Origin of the sequence: Kitasatospora sp. NPDC094028 (assembly GCF_049543595.1) — a bacterium.
GTDB lineage: Bacteria > Actinomycetota > Actinomycetes > Streptomycetales > Streptomycetaceae > Kitasatospora.
Map to the genome: position 1 here is coordinate 56702 of NZ_JBMVFA010000007.1, position 17458 is coordinate 74159.

The following is a 17458-nucleotide window of genomic DNA, read 5'->3' on the forward strand; positions in this document are numbered from 1 at the left end:
CCCTCGCCCGTCGATCCGGCCGCGGTCAGGCGCCTTCCCGCCGGGGCAGTGGCGGCAGCGGCCCGCGGAAGCCGACCCGGTGGCGGCGGCGCAGCCGCAGCAGTTCGATCAGCGCGGTCACCGTCACCCCGACCGGGCCGACCAGCAGTCCGGCCAGGGCCGCCGCGCCGCTCGTCGTGGCGCCCTTGGTGTCGACCAGGGTGACGTGCCCGATCAGGGTGAGCCAGACCAGCAGCACCGCGACCAGGGGCCGTACCAGCGGGTGCCCCCGCACCGCGAAGGAGTTGCGGTGGATCAGGTACACCGTGGGGAGGGTGAACGCCGGCACCCAGGTCGCCATGAGCAGATGCAGCCCGGCGGTGTTGCCGATGTACGCGCCGGGGTCGGACTCCGCCATCAGCAGGAAGCCCACGAAGGTGACCGCACCGGTGAACAGCGGCCGGGCCACCAGGCGCCCCACCCGCCGCCTGGTCCCGGCCCGGGCCAGCAGCACCAGCGCCCCACACGCGAGCAGCAGCGCGATCGGCCCGGTGACCAGCAGCACGATGCTGTCCCCGAACGAGTCATTGAACAGCTCGTTGGCGGAGGCCCCGTTCGCCAGGCGCACCACCAACAGGATCGTGCCGAGGCCGAACAGCGCCCGGGCCCACATCAGCCGCTCCACCAGCGGGTCGAGCGTCTGCGCCACCAGCTGGGTGGCCAGCGGCTGCAGCAGCGGATCCAGCAGTTCCGCCCCCGCCACCGCCGCGACCCCGGAGGCCGACATCCGCATCATCCGGTAGGGCCCGTAGATCCGGCTCGCCAGCCGCCAGGGCAGCAGCACGTCGAGCGCCCACTCCCGTGGCGCCCGTCGCGGCTGCGGCGGCTGCCGGTAGGGCGGCCGGTCGTACGCGGCGGCGAGGTCTCCCGGCGTCACCAACCTGCCCATGGCAGCCTCCCGATCCGTCGGATGCCCTCGCACGTCGAAGCGCTGACACCGTGCCAGCTTGCCGCGCCCCGCGCAATCGGATAAGCCGCATCCGCCCGGGCCCCGCCGAACAGGGCCGGCCGGGCCCGGAGCCGGTGCGGGTCAGCTCGCGGCCGGAGTAACCCACTCGACGAGTTCGATCACCACGCCGTTGGGGTCGGTGACCTGGAACAGCCGCTCGCCCCAGGGCTCCTCGCGCAGCGGCAGGGTGATCCCGACGCCCTCCGACCGCAGCCGGTCCTGCTCCCCGGCCAGGTCGTCGACGGTGAAGACGACGAGCACGCCGGCGGCGCGCTGGTCGCGGAAGTCCTCGGGGAGGACGTCGAGGCCCCGGCGCAGGTAGATGACGTTCATCCCGGCGTCCTCGCGGCCGAGCGAGACGAAGCCGTCCGCGGCCATCTGCTCCTGGAAGCCGAAGTGCTCGACGAGGAAGGCCGCGGAGGCGGCGGGGTCCTCGACGGTGAGCGAGACGGCAGAGCTGTTGATCTTCAAGACGAGTCCTCTCGACGACAGACGACAGACCACAGACGACAGAGGTCGGCGACAAAGGTCAGCGATTCTCCGTACGACGTACACTATACATAGTACGGAGAATCGCTGTGACAGGATTCCCGCATGGCCACGAACCGGAGCGGAGCAGGAGACCCGGCCCGCACCCTCGCCCTGCTGTGGGGGACACCGACCACCCCGGCCGGCCGGCGCGGACCCCGCCAGGCGCACTCGCCGGCCGAGATCGCCACCGCGGCCGTCGAACTCGCCGACGCCGAGGGCGTCGAGGCCGTCACCATGCGCCGCGTCGCCCAGGCACTCGGCCTCTCCCCGATGGCCCTCTACACCTACGTCCCCGGCAAGGCCGAACTCCTCGACCTGATGCTGGACACCGTGTACGCCCGGATGCCGCGCAGCACGCCCGCCGACGACGGCTGGCGCGCCCGGGCCACCGCCGTCGCCGACGACAACCTCGCCCTGCATCGCGCCCACCCCTGGATGGCCGCCGTCCCCACCAGCCGCCCGCCGCTCGGCCCCGGCCTGATGGCCAAGTACGAGTACGAGCTGCGCGCCCTGGACGGCACCGGCCTGGACGACGTCGAGCTGGACGCCGCGCTGACCCACCTGCTGGGCTTCGTGCAGACCTGCGCCCGGATGGCCGCCGACGAGCGGGCCGCCCGGCAGGACAGCGCGATGAGCGACGAGCAGTGGTGGGCGGGCAACGCCGAACTCCTCGCCCGGGTCTTCGATCCGGAGCGCTACCCGACCGCCGCCCGGGTCGGCGCGGCCGCCGGCGCCGCCCACGGCGGCGCGTACAGCCCCTCCCACGCCTACGAGTTCGGCCTCGGCCGGGTCCTGGACGGGCTCGCCGCCCTGATCCGGGACCGCCGCCGCCCGCAGTAGCAGCCCCGCCCTCGCCCCGCCCTCGCAGCCCCGGGCGACCCAACTCACCCTGCCCGCCCGGGAGTCGGCCGGGCCGAGCCGCCACGCCCGCCTCCCGCCGCGCACCGTTACACAGCCGATGGGCGGCCGTGACACGACCGGCCGGGGACCGCGACACGGCCCTCCTAACGTCGCTGTCGACGCCCCGGCCGAAGAGGCCGGAAGGCATCCGCGACGCGAACGACCGCGTCAGGCGCCGACGACGGACGTCCGCGACCGCATCACGAGCGACCCTTCCGAGACCGACGCAGCACCCACGAGGAGAACCACCGCATGAGCACGAGCAGGAGCCGCACCTTCCGCTCCCCCGCCCGCCGCGTCCTGGCGGTCTGCGCCCTGACCGGCGCCGCCCTGCTGACCACCATGACCACCGGTCAGGCCTGGGCCGACGAAACCCCCAAGCCCGTCGCCGCCACCCCCACCGCCACGCCCTCCGCGGCCGCCACCCCCACCGCCGCTCCCGCCCCCGCCGGCAAGGACAGCGGCCCGGCCGTCTCCCCCGCGAGGACCGCCACCCCCTCGCCGATGGCGCCGGGCGGCGCCCAGCCGCAGGTCCGCGAAGTGCCGAAGGGCGCCGCGAAGGCCGGCGACGGCTCCGGGGCCGGCTCCGACAGCTCCGGCCTGATGCTGGCGAGCGGCGGCGCCGTCGCCGCCGTCGGCGCCGGTGCGCTGGGCTTCGCCGTCCTGCGCCGCCGCGCCGGTGCGCGCGGCTGACACCGGTCCCGAGCCCGCCGGGCACCCCGGCGCCCTTCCCCCGGTCCCGGCCGGCGGGGGAAGCGGCGCCGGGGCCGCCCCGCCGGCCGGGACCGGGAGGCACCGCGAGGACCGCCCCGGCGGCCGCGGCCGGGGCAGGCGCCGCGCCGCCCGCCCCGGCCCGAGCGTCCGGCGCCGTACGGCCTTCGGCACGGCCGGCCTGCTCTGCCTGGTGCTCGGCACCTCGCTGGCGCTGTCCGGCCGGGGCGGGAGCCCGGTGGTGCGGATCGAGACCTCCGGCCACAGCGCCGCGGACGCCCCGCCCCCGCCGGCCCGCTCCACCCCGGCGCCGCCCGTCGCCGCCTCGCCGCCGACCCGGCTGCTGATCCCCGCCGCCGGGGTGGACGCGCCGGTGTCCGGCCTCGGCCTGAACCCGGACGGGACGGTCGAGGTGCCGGCCGCCGACCACGGCGACGAGGTCGGCTGGTACCGCAACGGCCCCACCCCGGGCGAGACCGGCCCGGCCGTCCTGATCGGGCACTACGACACCGTGCGCGGCCCGGCGGTGTTCCGGAACGTGCCGAAGCTGAAGGCCGGCGACCTGATCCGGGTCCGGCGCGCGGACGGCGGCACCGTCGACTTCAAGGTCCGCACGCTGATCCAGGCCGCCAAGGACCGCTTCCCCACCGAGCAGGTCTACGGCGACACCCCCGCGCCCGCCCTCCGGCTGATCACCTGCGGCGGGCGGATCGGCGCGGACGGCCACTGGACGGACAACATCATCGTCCTGGCGGACCCGGCCTGACCGCGCGCGAGAACGCCCGCCCCGGAACCGCCGACCGCTTCCGGCACGACCTACCACCGAAGCGAACAGCCGGAACCCGGAACCACCCCCACCGGGCCGGCCCGACCAGGAGGACGCGCACCGACCGTGGCAGCAGCACCCCGACCCCGCCGCCGGCCGGGCGCCGTCCCGGTGACCGTGTCGGCCGCCCTGGCCGGCCTCCTCGCGCTCGCCGCCCTGCTCCTCGGCCGGGAGACCCCCGGCGGCCTGCGGGACGGCGGCCCCGTCCAGGCCGCCACCCCGCCGTCCGTCGCCAGACCGCTGTGGCCCGGCCTGGCCACCGCCCCGCCGCCGGTCCCGGCCACCGCCACCACCCCGCAGGCGCCGCCGCAGCCCGTCCCCGACCTGACCGTCCCCGGGCACGACCTCACCGCCGTCGACGTCCGCGCCCTGCTCGCCAAGGACCCGGCGCTCACCGCCGACGAGCGGCGCGCGCTCGACTCCTGCGCCGGGTGCGAGGTCCGCGCGCCGGAGTTCCGCGACCTCACCGGGGACGGCCGGCCGGAGCTGATCACCGCCGTCGTCACCACCGGACCGATCGTGCTGCACGTCTACACCCTCGCCGGGGACCGCGTCCTGCCCATCCTGCAGGTGCGCGTCCAGAGCGGGTTCAGCGCCGAGACCGTCGACTCCGACCTGTGGCTGCGCGAACCGACCAGCACCACCACCCGCACCAGCAGCCACTACCGCTGGGACGGCACCAGGCTCGCCCCGCTGGAGCAGCGGGTGGACGCGACCGGCCTGCTCCCGCCCACCGGCCCGGCCGTCGAACCGGCGAACGGCACCGCGGTGCGGCCGGTCCGCCCCACGCCGACCGCCACCCCCGTCCCGGTCCCGGCGCCCGCCAGGACCGCCGCCCCCTCTCTCCCCGCCGTGTCCCCGGAAGCGAAGCGATGACTCCCGCAGCCACCCCCGCAGCCACCCCCGCCGCCACCCCGGCGGCCGCCCCGGCCCAGCCGCACATCCTCCTGGTCGAGGACGACGAGGTGATCCGCGAGGCCACCCGGATGGCCCTGGAGCGCTACGGCTTCCCCGTCACCACGGCCGCGGACGGCCTGGAGGGCCTGGAGGCCTTCCACGCCGTCCGCCCCGACCTGCTCCTGCTGGACGTCATGCTGCCGCTGCTCGACGGGGTCGGCCTGTGCCGCCGGATCCGCGAGGAGAGCCAGCTGCCGATCCTGATGATGTCGGCGCGCACCGACCCGGTGGACGTGGTGTCCGGCCTGGAGGCCGGCGCGGACGACTACGTGGTCAAGCCCTTCGAGAGCGCCGTCCTGGTCGCCCGGATCCGTACGGTGCTGCGCCGCATCCCCGTCGCCCCCACCACCGCCGACCTCCCGCAGCGCGAGGCCCCGGCCGAAACGCCGCCGTCCCCCGTGCCCGCCACCCTGCGCAGCTTCGACGGCCTGCAGGTGGACACCGACAGCATGGAAGTCCGGGTGCACGGCCGCCTCGTCCCGCTCACCCCCACCGAACTGCGGCTCCTGCTGGAGTTCACCGCCGCCCCCGGCATCGTGCTGGAGCGCACCACCCTGCTCGAACGCGTCTGGGACTACGAGTGGGGCGCCGACACCCGGGTCGTCGACGTCCACGTGCAGCGGCTGCGCGCCAAGATCGGCGCCGACCGGATCGAGACCGTCCGCGGCTTCGGCTACAAGCTGCGGCGCCCGGCATGACCCTGCGCCGCCAGATCGCCACCGCCGTCGCCGCCATCTCCGTGCTGGTCGCGGTGGCCGTGGGCCTGCTGGTCCACCGGGCGATGATCCGCCAGCACGTCGACCAGGCCCGCACCGCCTCGCTCACCGTCCTCGACTCGGCCCTCACCGGCTACACCCGCGGCGACCGGACCGCCGGGCCGGGCAGCACCGTGAACGACCCGGCCCTGCCCGACCGGCTGCGCACCCTCGCCGCCGGCGGCCACCGCGGCACCCTGCTCGCGGCGGACGGGCCGGGCGAGTCGATGTGGGCAGCCGCCCCGGTCCGGGACGGCGTGCTCTCCGTCCGGGTCGACTTCACCCAGGACCGCCGGGCCATCGCCGACCTGGACCGGATCATCCTGATCACCGTCGTCGCCGCGGTCTTCACCACCGTGCTGGCCGGCGTCCTGGTCGCCGACCGGATCAGCCGCCGGCTGCGCACCGCCGCCACCGCCGCCCGGGGCATCGCCGCCGGCGGCACCGACACCCGGATCGGCGAACTCGTCGACGGCCGGGACGAGGTGGCCGACCTGGCCGCCGCCGTCGACCTGATGTCCCGCACCCTGCACCGCCGGCTGGAGGACGAGCAGCGCTTCACCGCCGACGTCGCCCACGAACTGCGCACCCCGCTCACCGGCCTGGTCACCGCCGCCGAACTCCTGCCGCCCGGCCGCCCCACCCAGCTCGTGCAGAACCGGGTCCAGGCGCTGCGCGGCCTGGTCGAGGACCTCCTGGAGGTCTCCCGCCTGGACGCCGACGCCGAGGCCCCCGACCTCTCGGCCGTTCCGCTGGAACGCGCGGTGCGGCGCACCGTCGGCCTCACCGGACTGGACGTCACCGTCGAGGTCGCCGGGGACCGCCAGGTCCGCACCGACCTGCGCCGCCTCGACCGGATCCTCGGCAACCTGCTGCTCAACGCGCACCGCCACGGCGCCGGCCCGGTCCTGCTGCACGTCGACGGCCACCGCATCACCGTCCGCGACCACGGCCCCGGCTTCCCCGACGACCTGCTCCGGCACGGCCCCCAGCGCTTCCGCACCAATGCCCCCGAACGCGGCCGCGGCCACGGCCTGGGCCTCACCATCGCCACCGGCCACGCCCGCGTCATCGGCGCCGCCCTCACCTTCGCCAACCACCCGGCCGGCGGCGCCCTGGCGACCCTCACGCTCCCCGAGGACTGACCCCGGCCCCGCGCCGGATCGAGGCCGATACGCATGAGGTCCGGCGCCCTCGGGGCACCGGACCTCATCCGTATGTGGAGCGCCAGGCCCGGGTTGCACGGACTCTTCCTACTGAAAGTAGGACGTGCTCTGGTAGCACCGCTGACGCCTGACGAAGGGTTGACTCCTTCGCGACGAAGAGAAACCTACCAGCTCAACGGCCGTACGACGAAACGGCCCTGGCCCGAACGGAGAGGCGGTGCCGAATGAGGCAGTCGCGGACGAACGGTTTCGACGAGTTCGTCGCGGCCCGCCGGTCGACCTCCCGACCTCGCTTCCGACGCCCACGGGCCGGTGCGGGTCCCCCCGCACCGGCCCTCGTCAACCGGCGCCGCCGACTTACTCGTTCGGCACCGTGGCGTACCGCGCCGTGCCCTCGGCCATCTGCCGCAGCGCGTCCTTGCGGTCCCGCTTCGACAGCTTGTCGATGTACAGCGTCCCGTACAGGTGGTCGGTCTCGTGCTGCAGGCAGCGGGCGAAGAAGCCGGTGCCCTCGACCCGGATCGGCTTGCCGTCCTTGTCGACGCCGGTCACCGCGGCGTAGTCGGGGCGCGGCAGCTCGGCGTACGCGGTGGGGACGGACAGGCAGCCCTCGTTGCCGTCGTCGAGCACCCGGCGACGGTCGGCCGGGTACTCCTCCAGCACGGGGTTGATCACGTGGCCGATGTGGCGCACGCCCTCGTCGTCCGGGCAGTCGTAGACGAAGACCTTCAGGTCGACGCCGATCTGGTTGGCGGCGAGGCCGACGCCCTCGGCGGCGTACATCGACTGGAACATGTCGTCGACCAGCGCGGACAGTTCGCCGTCGAAGGCGGTGACCGTCTTGACCTCGCGGTGCAGAACCGGGTTGCCGACGACGGTGATCGGACGGGCGGTGCCCTTGGTCAGGTCGGGCTCCTCGCCCATCACCTTCACGGGGGCCTCGGGCGCCGCCCCCTCCACGTCGTGCTCGTGGTCGTGCCCGTGCTGCTCGGCCTGCTCCGCCATGTCTTCCGCTTCCGTCGGTCTACGCGTACCTCACCAGGGTACTCAGCGGGCTCAGCAGACCTCTTCGAGATCCCGGTACGCGCGGCTGCCCGGCGCGGCCGCCACCCAGCGGTCCAGCAGGGTGCGGACCAGGTGCGCGGGCGCGGCGATCCCGCACTCGCGCTCGACCAGCCAGGACATCCCGGCGGCGCCGCCCTGGCTGAGGTGGCTGAGGTGCCCGGGGTGGGCGGCGTCCCCGTCGTCGTGCGGGTCGTGGTGGGCGGCGAGGCCGTCGTCGGCGGCCATCCGGCTCTCCGAGCAGGCCCGGCACAGCAGCCGCACCGAGGACGTCCAGTCCTCGGCCGCGTACCCGGCGTCGGCGACCAGCCGCTCCAGCGCGTCCCGGTCGCTGGCGGTGGCGGCCTGCAGCAGCACCACGTAGGTCGGCACCGGCGAGGGCGCCCACAGCTCGATCTCGTCGAAGACGGGGTAGGCGACCCCGTCGGTGACCCGCTCGCCGTGCGGGGCGCCGTCGTGCAGCACCACCTCGCCCCAGCGGCGGCCGGAGGACGGCAGCGGGATGGACAGCACCTCGATCCGGGCCGGGTCCAGCCGGCGGCCCCAGACCACCTCGGACTCGCCGTCCGGGGAGAGCCGCACCGGGGTGGTGCCGAGGTCGAGGGCGACCGGGCCGGTCTCGCCGGGGCCGCCGGGCAGCCGCAGGCCGTACGCCTGCCAGGCGCGGCGGGCCAGCGGCCAGTCCTGCAGGGCGGTGGCGGTGATGCCGAGGTTCCACCAGTCGGGGGCGCCGTGCTCGCGGTCGAGCAGGGCGACGGCGCGCAGGCCGGCCGAGCGGGCCTGCTCCCAGTCGCGGCGGAACTTGTGCAGCAGGGCGAGGTTGAACCAGGAGTCGGACAGCCAGGGCTCCAGGTCGGCGGCCATCACCAGCAGCGCGCCGGCGTCCTCGTAGCGGCCGTCGCCGATCAGCGTGAAGGCCCGGTCGGTCGTCTGCCGCCAGGTGGCGGACGGCCGGTGCCGTGCCCGGTGGAAGATCCTCACGTTCGTCCCTGCCGTCGTCGTCCGCTCAAGTCCCGGTGCGCACCGCCCCGGTGGCGCCCCGTGGTGCCCGGGGCGGCGCCCGGAGCCCGGTGCCCCGGGTCGGTGTTCCACGCTACGACCGCATCCAACCACGCCCGCCCCCGCCCGCGCTCCCCACCGCCGAGGTTGGGGCCCGCCCTCCCCAGCCTGCCCGTCCGGGGCCGCCGCCTCAACCCGTGCCGGGTCCCGCAGGCCCGGGGGCCGCGCGGACCGGGGCCTCAGCGCGCCTGTCCGCCCACCCGGGCCAGCGCGTCCACCACCCGCGCGTCGTAGACCCGCCCCCGGCCCAGCCGCAGCACCTCCAGCGCCTCCAGCCGCCCGACCGCCTCGCCCAGGCCCCGGCCGCGGGCGGCGGTCAGCAGGTCGTCGTGGGCGTTGGCGACCCGGATGATCCGGGCGGCGAGCGGGACGGGGCCCTCGCCGCCAGCCGTCCCGGCGCACGGGTCGGCCAGCCGGGCGACCTGCTCGGCGACCTGCCGGGGCACCCCGGTGCGGCTGATCACCTCGCTGCCCAGGCGGGCGATCCGCTGCTGCTCGGCGCAGGGCAGCACGGCGGTCGCGCCGTCCGGCACCGGTTCGACCAGGGACAGCTGGCCGACGTCGTGCATCAGCGCCGCGTACTCCAGCAGGGCCAGCTCGCGGGTGCCCAGGCCCAGCTCCCGGCCGAGCGCGCACGCCGTGTCGGCGACCCGGCGGGCGTGCCCGTGCGGGGTGTAGCCGGCCACCTCGGTGGCGCGGGCCAGCGAGGCGATGGTCTGCCCGGTGGTGGCGCGCACGGCGGCGGCCCGCCGGAACGACACCTGGGCGAGCAGCAGCGGGGTGCAGAACAGCGGCAGCGCCCACAGCCCGACCTCGCCGGCCGCGAGGCTGACCAGCATGCCGGTGGCGACGATCGCCGAGCCGATCCCGAACAGCGAGCGCAGCTCGTCCTCCAGCGCGGCGGGGAAGCGCAGCCCGGTCGCCGAGCGCCGCAGCACGGCGGCCAGGGTGGCGTCGCAGAGCGCGGCGAGCGCGGCGACGGCGGTCAGGAACACCCCGTAGGCGGGGCCGTCCGGGGAGAACCGGTCGACCAGGCCGCCGTTGTAGAGCGGCTGGAAGATCGCGGCGGCGAAGCCGACCCCGAGCAGCCGGCGGGCGGCGCTGTCCCGGCGGGCCGGGTCGGCCCACGGCGGGCGCCGGTGCGGGCGGGGGCGCCCGGGGCGGGCCGAGGCGAGGCCGGGCAGCCAGGCCAGCGCCAGTCCGGCCCCGGTGACGGCGACCACCTGGAGGGTGCCGTGCGCGGTCGGCAGCCCGCGCAGCGGTCCGAGCAGGGCGTACGCCAGCGCGCCGGCGGCGCCGATGGGCGCCTGTTCGCGGTCCCCCGGAAGAGTGATCCGGACGCACTCGCCGAGCGCGACCAGCGCGGTGAACGCCAGCGCGACCGCCGGTTCCGCGAGCCCGCGCACGGCGACCGCGCCCAGCGCGAGCGCCAGCAGCGCCGCCGCGGCCGCGTGCACCGCCCGCACCGTCCCGGCCCCGCCCGCCGTCCGGGCCCCGCCCGCCGTCCGGGTCGGGCGCGCGGCCCGGGCCGCGCGCCCCCGCGGCCCGGTCACGGCTGCCCGGCCATCGGCGTGCTCCCGCCCTGGGCGGGCACCCGGCCCGGCGCCGCCCGAGCCGGCTCGGGCACCCCGAGCGGGATGTCCGGCACCGCCCGGATGACCTCCTCGGGCGGCGGCAGCACCGGCTGCCAGTCGTGCACGGCCAGCGCGTCGATCAGCGCCCGCACCATCACCGGGTCGAACTGGCTGCCCGAGCAGCGCTCCAGCTCCGCGACGGCCTCGGTGACGGGCCGTCCGCGCCGGTAGGAGCGGGTGGAGGTCATCGAGTCGAAGGCGTCGGCGACGGAGATGATCCGGGCGAACTCGGGGATCCGCTCGCCGGCCAGGCCGCTCGGGTAGCCGCGCCCGTCCATCCGCTCGTGGTGGTGCAGGATGCCGGCGTGCGCCTCGCCGAGGAAGTCGATCCCGCGCACCAGCTCGTACCCGTACACCGGGTGGACCTCCACGGCCCGGCGCTCCTGCTCGGTGAGGGGACCGTTTCTGCGCAGCAGTTCGGTGGCCACGCCCAGCTTGCCGACGTCGTGCAGGATCCCGGCGAAGCGCAGGGTGCGCAGCCGCTCGGGCTCCATGCCGAGCTGACCGGCGATCAGCACCGAGGCCCGGCCGACCCGTTCGCTGTGGCCCCGGGTGTACGCGTCCTTGATCTCCACCGCCTGCACCAGGGACTGCACGGTCGCCTGGTGGGCGTCCCGCTCACGCTGCCCCTGGGCGAACACCCAGGCCGAGATGGACAGCGGCAGCAGCGCCAGCAGCGCGGCGAACGCCCCGTACGGGCCCTGCCACAGCACCGCGACCATCAGCCCGCCGGCCGCGTGCACCAGCACCGGCAGCCCGCACACCGAGCGGGCCCCGCGCAGCAGCACACCGGGGCGCCGCCCCTCGGTGAGCATCAGCATCCCGCCCACCAGCACCCCGTTGACCAGGCAGAACGCCGCGACGGCGGCGAAGCCGGGCAGCAGCGCGGCCGGGAAGCGGGAGCCGAGCAGCAGCTCCGGGCCGCGCAGCAGGTGGAAGACGACCGAGGAGGCGAAGGCGCACAGCGCGAGCTGCGAGCCGTTGAACAGCTGCCGGCGCCGGATGCCCGGCGCGATCGGCCCGCCGAGCAGCGCGGCCGGCACGGCGACCAGCGCGGCGGCGGCCGGCGGGAGCATCAGCACCCCGGCGAACAGCACCGGGAAGAAGGCGTTCGCCCCGGGCCGGGCGGGCGCGCGCTCGGGGAGCGCGGGGCGCAGCAGGGCCCGGCGCACGAGGCGCAGGCAGGGCGTCCGCAGGCCCTGGGCGAGCGACTCCCAGCAGCCGTGCAGGAAGGAGAGCAGGACCACCTTCGGCCAGTCCACCGGGGCGGCGAGCCAGCGCGGCACCCCGGGCGCGAGGTGGGCCGGCAGCAACGGCAGCAGACAGCACAGGGCCGCCACCGGGACGGCCACCGCGTAGCGCGCCGCGCCGGGCGCCAGGGGTTCGCCTCCACTGTCGGTAGCGATTTCGACCTCCCCGCCGTCCGGGCCCGCGTTGCCTCAGCACGCCGGCCAACCGGCGGTGAGCGTCCGTCAGGAGGATAGGGCGCTCGTCGGGCGCGGGGACGCATGATCGCGCAATGGCGCAGTTGGCGCACCGCCAACTCACTCGAACGAGTGAGGGCGCACGCGAGCAGAACGGGAGCGGCCCCGGGAGCACGTGCTCCCGGGGCCGCTGGACACCCGGTTCGAACCGTCCGGCAGGCGTCACCGACGCACTGCTCCACCCGGCCGACCACCCCGCACGGCCGTCACCGACCGTGACCACAGGGCCGGGAGCGGCCCCGCCGGCGTCACTCCGCCGGTGCGCCGGCCTCGACCGGCTCGCCCTCCGCCGCCAGGCTCGGCGCCGGCCGGGCGGACTCGACGTGGACCTCCGCCGAGGCGGCCTCGACGACCACCGGCTCGCCCGAACGCTGCCCGGCCCGGATCGAGTCGATCCTGGCCAACACCTTGCCGCGCAGGTCGGCCGGGGTGTCGTCGCACCCGCAGGAGCGCTTGATCAGCGCCTTGATCGCCTGCTCCAGCCCGTACTGCTTCAAGCACGGCGAGCACTCGTCGAAGTGCTCGCGCAGCTTGGCGCAGTCGCCCTCGGCCATCTCGTTGTCGAGGAATTCATAGAGGTGGTCGAGGACCTCGCCACACTCGGTTTCGTGCGGATCGCCGCAGCTCATGAGCCCGAGCCCTTCGCTTCCTGCCCTGCCCCGCTGCCGGCCGGGACGAGCCCGCGCTCACGGGCGTAATCCTCCAGCATGCCGCGCAGCTGACGACGGCCGCGGTGCAGCCGGGACATCACCGTACCGATGGGAGTACCCATGATGTCCGCGATCTCCTTGTACGCAAAGCCTTCTACGTCCGCGAGATAGACGGCGATCCGGAATTCCTCCGGGATGGCCTGGAGCGCGTCCTTGACGTCACTGTCGGGGAGGTGGTCCAGGGCCTGGGTCTCGGCCGAACGCAGACCGGTCGACATGTGCGACTCGGCGCGGGCCAGCTGCCAGTCCTCGATCTCCTCCGCCGCGGTGCGCTGCGGCTCCCGCTGCTTCTTGCGGTACGAGTTGATGAACGTGTTGGTGAGGATGCGGTACAGCCAGGCCTTGAGGTTCGTGCCCTCACGGAACTGGTGGAAGGACGCGTACGCCTTCGCGAACGCCTCCTGGAGCAGGTCCTCCGCGTCGGCCGGGTTGCGCGTCATGCGCAGCGCCGCCGAGTACATCGGATCCAGGTAGCCCAGGGCGTCGCGCTCGAAGCGCTCCCGCCGGGCCTGCTCGCTCTCCTCCGCCGACACCCGGAAGGTGTCCTCGCCGATCGCCTCGGCCAGCTCCTCACCGGTGAGCGCCTCGCCCGCGGGCATGGCCTCGTCCCGCCGGCCACGGCCCGGCTCGGCCTCGTGCTCGGTCCCGACGACCGGACCCACCTCCTCGGCATGACGAGCGCGACCCACGGCGGGCCGCCCAGAAATGGAGGATATCGGGCTGACGGGCTTCTCGCCCGCGTCGAGCCACTCCGACCACGAGGGGGAGAACGCCATGGCGGCCTCGCGCTCCTCAGGCCGTTCGGGGCACGCGATCGAACCCATCTGCCCTGCCTCTCACCGGTGACTCGTAGCTGCCGCTCACGCTGACGAAGGCGACAACCACCCGCGGCCCGCCCGCATTCCCGCCCCGGCGCGCCCCTTTCACACCAGCCGCAGCACGAAGTCCCCCACCGCCCGGCAGAGCAGCTCCAGCACCTCCTCCTGCCCCACCTCCGCCCGCTTGGGCACCTCGAAGCCGTGGTTGCCGTACGGCAGCGCCACCAGCTCGTGCCCGGGCGGCAGTTCGGGGAACTCCCCCGGCCCGCCGAACGGGTCCGCCGGCCCCTGCACCACCAGCGTCGGCAGCCCGGACCCCACCAGCTCCTCCGCCCGGCTCCTCTCCGGCCTGCCCGGCGGGTGCAGCGGGAACGCCAGCGCCACCACCCCCACCGCCCCGGTCGCCGCGCCCGTCCGGCAGGCCACCCGCGCCCCCGCGCTGCGCCCGCCGACCACCAGCGCCGGCCCCCGCGCGGCCAGCCGCTCGGCCACCGGCCGCCAGCCGAGGTCCAGCGTCCTCGGCGCGGGCGCCACCTTCCGCCCCGCCACCCGCCACGGCTGCTCCACCAGCGCCACCGTGATCCCGCGCGGCGGCAGCGCGGCGGCCAGCGCCGCCAGGTCCCGGGCCTCCACCCCGCCGCCCGCGCCGTGCCCCAGCGCCAGCACCGCCCGGGGCTCGGCCGCCCGGTGGTACGTGATCCGGGCCTCGCCCGCCTCGGTGTCCACGAGCTCGACGGTCATCCCATCCATCCCATCAGGGGTTCAGAAACGTTCAAGAAGAGTGCGGAGCTCAGAAGAGCGTGGTCTCGACCTCGGTGTACGGCTCCACGAGCTCCGGGCCGTTGTTGCGGATGTTCCCCACCGCGGGCGACACCGGCGTGGCCAGCAGCGCCCCCGGCGGCGGGGGTATCAGCAGCGGCCGCAGCCCGTCCGGGTCGGTGGACCGCGGGTCCAGCCACGCGTCCCACGAGCCCGGGTCGAGGAACAGCGGCATCCGCTCGTGGATCGGCGCCAGCAGCTCCTCCGCCTCCGTGGTCACCACCGCGAAGGTCACCAGCCACGCCCGCGGATGGTCCGCCGGCACCGTCCGGTCCCGCCAGAACTCGTACAGCCCCGCCAGCGCCAGCGGCGCGCCGTCCGCCCGGGACACGAAGAACGGCTTCTTGCGCGCCTTCCCCCGCTCCCCCGGCACCGTCTGCCACTCGTAGTAGCCGTCCACCGGCAGGATGCACCGCCGCGCCGCGAACGCCTGCCGGTACGACGGCTTCTCGTGCACGGTGTCCGCCCGGGCGTTGATCATCTTCACCGCGGTCTCCGCCGAGTTCGACCACTGCGGCACCAGCCCCCAGCGCAGCGCCCGCAACTGCCGCACCGCCCGCGGCTCGTGCTTCGCCGGCCGCTCCAGCACCACGAAGGCGCTGTTCGTCGGGGCGACGTTCCAGTTCGGGTCCAGCGTCTCCCCCGGATCCCAGAACTCCACGCCGAACAGGTCGGCGAGGTCCTCGGGCCTGCTGCTGGCTGCGAAGCGACCGCACATGCGGGCCAGCTTGCCATGCCGCCCGTCCTCACCACTTCCTCATCCCCCCGGCAGAACCACCCGCGCCCGCCCACCCGTCCCCGCATGGGAGGCTGCCCCGAACGGCCCAACCCGGCCGAGCGGCCCGATACGGCCCCGCGGCCCCGGCCGCCCCACCCGGAACCCGAGGCGGAGAGGAACCCGTGCACCCGACCAACCAGAACATCGGCGAACTGTGGGACCGGGTCACCGGCACCCAGGCCGCCCCGCCCGGCTGGCTCGTCCTCGCCACCGGCTGCGCCGCCCTGCTCGCCGTCCTCGCCCGCCCGCTCTGGCACGTCGCCCGCAACGCGATCACCATCGCCCACGAGGGCGGCCACGGCCTGGCCGCCCTCGCCACCCGCCGCAAGCTCGCCGGCATCCGGCTGCACTCCGACACCTCCGGCCTCACCCTCTCCTACGGCCGCCCCACCGGCCCCGGCATGGTCCTCACCGCCGCCGCCGGCTACACCGCCCCCGCCCTGCTCGGCCTCGGCTGCGCCGCCCTGCTCGCCGCCGACCGGATCACCCTGCTGCTCTGGCTCGCCATCGCCCTGCTGCTCGCCCTGCTGGTGCGCATCCGCAACGCCTTCGGCCTGTTCACCGTGCTGCTCGCCGGCGGCGCCTTCTTCCTCGTCTCCTGGTTCGGCACCCCCGAGGTCCAGGCCGGCTTCGCCTACCTCGGCTGCTGGTTCCTGCTCTTCGGCGCCGTCCGCCCGGTCCTGGAACTGCAGCACCAGCGCCGCATCGGCTGGGCCCGCGACTCCGACGCCGACCAGCTCGCCCGGCTCACCCACGTCCCCGCCCTCGCCTGGGTCACCGTCTTCCTGCTCACCGCCCTCGCCTGCCTCGCCCTCGGCGCCTCCTGGCTCCTCCAGCCCCGGTGACCGCGCAGCCGTCCCGCCATGCGGGCCGGCGCCGGAACCCCCCTGCCCCGCGGCCTAGACTGGCCCCCATGACCGAGACCCTGTGGCCCGCCCCCGTCGCGACCACCCCCGTGGACGCCACCGTCACCATCCCCGGCTCGAAGTCGGTCACCAACCGGGCCCTGGTGCTGGCGGCACTCGCCGACGAGCCCGGCTGGGTGCGCCGCCCGCTGCGCAGCCGCGACTCCCAGCTGATGGCGGACGGTCTGCGCGCCCTCGGCGTCGGCATCGAGGAACAGGTCAACAACGACTCCGGCGGCTACGGCGGCGGCGAGGCCTGGCGGGTCATCCCCACCCCCGCCCTGCTCGGCCCGGCCACCGTCGACGTCGGCAACGCCGGCACGGTCATGCGCTTCCTGCCCCCGCTCGCCGTCCTCGCCGACGGCCCCGTGCACTTCGACGGCGACCCGCGCAGCCACGAGCGCCCCCAGCACGGCGTCATCAACGCCCTGCGCGCGCTCGGCGCCCGGATCGAGGACGACGGCCGCGGCACCTTCCCCTTCACCGTGCACGGCACCGGCGGCCTGGACGGCGGCCCGGTCGAGCTCGACGCCTCCGCCTCCTCCCAGTTCGTCTCCGCCCTGCTGCTCTCCGGCGCCCGCTACCGGCAGGGCGTCGAGGTCCGGCACGTCGGCGGCCCGGTGCCGTCGCTGCCGCACATCCGGATGACCGTCGAGATGCTCCGCAAGGCCGGCGTCCAGGTCGACGCCCCCGAGGACGGCGGCGAGAAGGACGTCTGGCGGGTCACCCCCGGCGCCCTGATCGGCCGCGACCTCGTCGTCGAGCCCGACCTCTCCAACGCCGCCCCGTTCTTCGCCGCCGCCCTCGCCACCGGCGGCCGGGTCACCGTCCGCGACTGGCCCAAGCACACCACCCAGCCCGGCGACCAGCTCCGCGAGCTGTACACCCGCATGGGCGGCGCCTGCGAATTCACCGACGAGGGCCTGCAGTTCACCGGCACCGGCCGCATCCACGGCATCGAGGCCGACCTGCACGACGTCGGCGAGCTCACCCCGGTGATCGCCGCCGTCGCCGCCCTCGCCGACTCCGAGTCCCACCTGTACGGCATCGCCCACCTGCGCCTGCACGAGACCGACCGGCTCGCCGCCCTCGCCAAGGAGATCAACGACCTCGGCGGCGACGTCACCGAGACCGAGGACGGCCTGCGGATCCGCCCCCGCCCGCTGCACGGCGGCGTCTTCCACACCTACGAGGACCACCGCCTGGCCACCGCCGGCGCCGTCATCGGCCTCGCCGTGCCCGGTGTCCGGGTCGAGAACATCGCCACCACCGCCAAGACCCTGCCCGACTTCCCGCAGATGTGGGCGGACCTGCTCGGCGAAGCGGCGGCGGGCAGCTGAGCGGAGACTGAAGCC

18 protein-coding genes are annotated in these 17458 nt (G+C 75.6%); 8 read left to right on the plus strand and 10 right to left on the minus strand.

Annotated features, from left to right (window positions below; genetic code table 11):
- Window positions 1-25: 25 nt before the first annotated feature.
- Together ACPC54_RS13685 and ACPC54_RS13690 are read right to left on the minus strand one after the other, a co-directional pair.
- Window positions 26-928, minus strand: a complete 903-nt coding sequence (locus tag ACPC54_RS13685) for a hypothetical protein (RefSeq protein WP_498964569.1) — start codon at window positions 926-928, stop codon at window positions 26-28.
- A 141-nt stretch (window positions 929-1069) separates the two neighbouring features.
- Entirely contained in the window at window positions 1070-1459 is a 390-nt protein-coding gene (locus tag ACPC54_RS13690; protein WP_498964571.1) for a VOC family protein, read from the minus strand.
- A gap of 123 nt (window positions 1460-1582) precedes the next feature.
- On the opposite strand from ACPC54_RS13690, the gene ACPC54_RS13695 reads away from it, so the two are divergent.
- The 6 genes from ACPC54_RS13695 to ACPC54_RS13720 all read left to right on the plus strand — a co-directional run bounded on the left by ACPC54_RS13695 (window position 1583) and on the right by ACPC54_RS13720 (window position 6813).
- Window positions 1583-2359 (plus strand): TetR/AcrR family transcriptional regulator, encoded by a 777-nt coding sequence (locus ACPC54_RS13695; protein ID WP_498964573.1) that lies wholly within the window; start codon window positions 1583-1585, stop codon window positions 2357-2359.
- A 312-nt stretch (window positions 2360-2671) separates the two neighbouring features.
- Window positions 2672-3112, plus strand: a complete 441-nt coding sequence (locus ACPC54_RS13700; RefSeq protein ID WP_498964575.1) for a hypothetical protein — start codon at window positions 2672-2674, stop codon at window positions 3110-3112.
- Window positions 3099-3896 carry a class F sortase gene (locus tag ACPC54_RS13705; RefSeq protein ID WP_498964577.1) on the plus strand — a complete coding sequence of 266 codons (798 nt, stop codon included), beginning with the start codon at window positions 3099-3101 and terminating at the stop codon, window positions 3894-3896. The genes ACPC54_RS13700 and ACPC54_RS13705 overlap by 14 nt, the downstream gene beginning before the upstream one ends.
- 126 nt (window positions 3897-4022) lie before the next feature.
- Window positions 4023-4832: a hypothetical protein gene (locus tag ACPC54_RS13710; protein ID WP_498964579.1), complete on the plus strand. Its 810-nt coding sequence runs from the start codon at window positions 4023-4025 to the stop codon at window positions 4830-4832.
- Window positions 4829-5611: a two-component system response regulator CseB gene (gene cseB / locus ACPC54_RS13715; protein WP_498964581.1), complete on the plus strand. Its 783-nt coding sequence runs from the start codon at window positions 4829-4831 to the stop codon at window positions 5609-5611. Before ACPC54_RS13710 ends, cseB begins: the two co-directional genes overlap by 4 nt.
- Window positions 5608-6813 carry a sensor histidine kinase gene (locus tag ACPC54_RS13720; RefSeq protein WP_498964583.1) on the plus strand — a complete coding sequence of 402 codons (1206 nt, stop codon included), beginning with the start codon at window positions 5608-5610 and terminating at the stop codon, window positions 6811-6813. Before cseB ends, ACPC54_RS13720 begins: the two co-directional genes overlap by 4 nt.
- A 378-nt stretch (window positions 6814-7191) precedes the next feature.
- Here ACPC54_RS13720 and def read toward each other — a convergent pair whose 3' ends face one another.
- The 8 genes from def to ACPC54_RS13760 form a co-directional block, all read right to left on the minus strand.
- On the minus strand, window positions 7192-7758 hold the full coding sequence (gene def / locus ACPC54_RS13725; protein WP_498964931.1) for a peptide deformylase: 567 nt from the start codon (window positions 7756-7758) through the stop codon (window positions 7192-7194).
- A gap of 132 nt (window positions 7759-7890) precedes the next feature.
- Window positions 7891-8877, minus strand: coding sequence for a tetratricopeptide repeat protein (locus tag ACPC54_RS13730; protein ID WP_498964585.1), 987 nt, complete (start codon window positions 8875-8877; stop codon window positions 7891-7893).
- 257 nt (window positions 8878-9134) lie between these two features.
- Entirely contained in the window at window positions 9135-10412 is a 1278-nt protein-coding gene (locus ACPC54_RS13735; protein WP_498964587.1) for an HD-GYP domain-containing protein, read from the minus strand.
- A gap of 92 nt (window positions 10413-10504) precedes the next feature.
- Window positions 10505-11941 carry an HD-GYP domain-containing protein gene (locus tag ACPC54_RS13740; RefSeq protein ID WP_498964589.1) on the minus strand — a complete coding sequence of 479 codons (1437 nt, stop codon included), beginning with the start codon at window positions 11939-11941 and terminating at the stop codon, window positions 10505-10507.
- Between the two features lie 380 nt (window positions 11942-12321).
- On the minus strand, window positions 12322-12702 hold the full coding sequence (rsrA, locus tag ACPC54_RS13745; protein WP_498964591.1) for a mycothiol system anti-sigma-R factor: 381 nt from the start codon (window positions 12700-12702) through the stop codon (window positions 12322-12324).
- Window positions 12699-13607: a sigma-70 family RNA polymerase sigma factor gene (locus ACPC54_RS13750; protein ID WP_498964593.1), complete on the minus strand. Its 909-nt coding sequence runs from the start codon at window positions 13605-13607 to the stop codon at window positions 12699-12701. The genes rsrA and ACPC54_RS13750 overlap by 4 nt, the downstream gene beginning before the upstream one ends.
- Window positions 13608-13706: 99 nt before the next feature.
- Window positions 13707-14351 carry an alpha/beta hydrolase family protein gene (locus tag ACPC54_RS13755; RefSeq protein WP_498964595.1) on the minus strand — a complete coding sequence of 215 codons (645 nt, stop codon included), beginning with the start codon at window positions 14349-14351 and terminating at the stop codon, window positions 13707-13709.
- Window positions 14352-14391: 40 nt separating this feature from the next.
- A complete protein-coding gene (locus tag ACPC54_RS13760) occupies window positions 14392-15138 on the minus strand; it encodes an SOS response-associated peptidase (RefSeq protein ID WP_498964597.1) in 747 nt (248 codons plus the stop codon).
- Between the two features lie 182 nt (window positions 15139-15320).
- Here ACPC54_RS13760 and ACPC54_RS13765 point away from each other — a divergent pair, with 182 nt between their 5' ends.
- Together ACPC54_RS13765 and aroA are read left to right on the plus strand one after the other, a co-directional pair.
- Entirely contained in the window at window positions 15321-16043 is a 723-nt protein-coding gene (locus ACPC54_RS13765; RefSeq protein ID WP_498964598.1) for a M50 family metallopeptidase, read from the plus strand.
- A 68-nt stretch (window positions 16044-16111) separates the two neighbouring features.
- The gene (aroA, locus tag ACPC54_RS13770) at window positions 16112-17443 is read left to right on the plus strand and encodes a 3-phosphoshikimate 1-carboxyvinyltransferase (RefSeq protein ID WP_498964600.1); all 1332 of its coding nucleotides are present in this window, start codon (window positions 16112-16114) and stop codon (window positions 17441-17443) included.
- The last annotated feature ends 15 nt before the right edge of the window (window positions 17444-17458 follow it).

What these genes read in the sequence shown, in the direction of transcription:
- ACPC54_RS13760 (WP_498964597.1), bottom strand. Translation starts at nt 15,138, where the DNA reads ATGTGCGGTCGCTTCGCAGCCAGCAGCAGGCCCGAGGACCTCGCCGAC.
- ACPC54_RS13700 (WP_498964575.1), top strand. Translation starts at nt 2,672, where the DNA reads ATGAGCACGAGCAGGAGCCGCACCTTCCGCTCCCCCGCCCGCCGCGTC.
- cseB (WP_498964581.1), top strand. Translation starts at nt 4,829, where the DNA reads ATGACTCCCGCAGCCACCCCCGCAGCCACCCCCGCCGCCACCCCGGCG.
- def (WP_498964931.1), bottom strand. Translation starts at nt 7,758, where the DNA reads ATGGGCGAGGAGCCCGACCTGACCAAGGGCACCGCCCGTCCGATCACC.
- aroA (WP_498964600.1), top strand. Translation starts at nt 16,112, where the DNA reads ATGACCGAGACCCTGTGGCCCGCCCCCGTCGCGACCACCCCCGTGGAC.
- ACPC54_RS13685 (WP_498964569.1), bottom strand. Translation starts at nt 928, where the DNA reads ATGGGCAGGTTGGTGACGCCGGGAGACCTCGCCGCCGCGTACGACCGG.
- ACPC54_RS13750 (WP_498964593.1), bottom strand. Translation starts at nt 13,607, where the DNA reads ATGGGTTCGATCGCGTGCCCCGAACGGCCTGAGGAGCGCGAGGCCGCC.
- ACPC54_RS13695 (WP_498964573.1), top strand. Translation starts at nt 1,583, where the DNA reads ATGGCCACGAACCGGAGCGGAGCAGGAGACCCGGCCCGCACCCTCGCC.
- ACPC54_RS13720 (WP_498964583.1), top strand. Translation starts at nt 5,608, where the DNA reads ATGACCCTGCGCCGCCAGATCGCCACCGCCGTCGCCGCCATCTCCGTG.
- rsrA (WP_498964591.1), bottom strand. Translation starts at nt 12,702, where the DNA reads ATGAGCTGCGGCGATCCGCACGAAACCGAGTGTGGCGAGGTCCTCGAC.
- ACPC54_RS13755 (WP_498964595.1), bottom strand. Translation starts at nt 14,351, where the DNA reads ATGGATGGGATGACCGTCGAGCTCGTGGACACCGAGGCGGGCGAGGCC.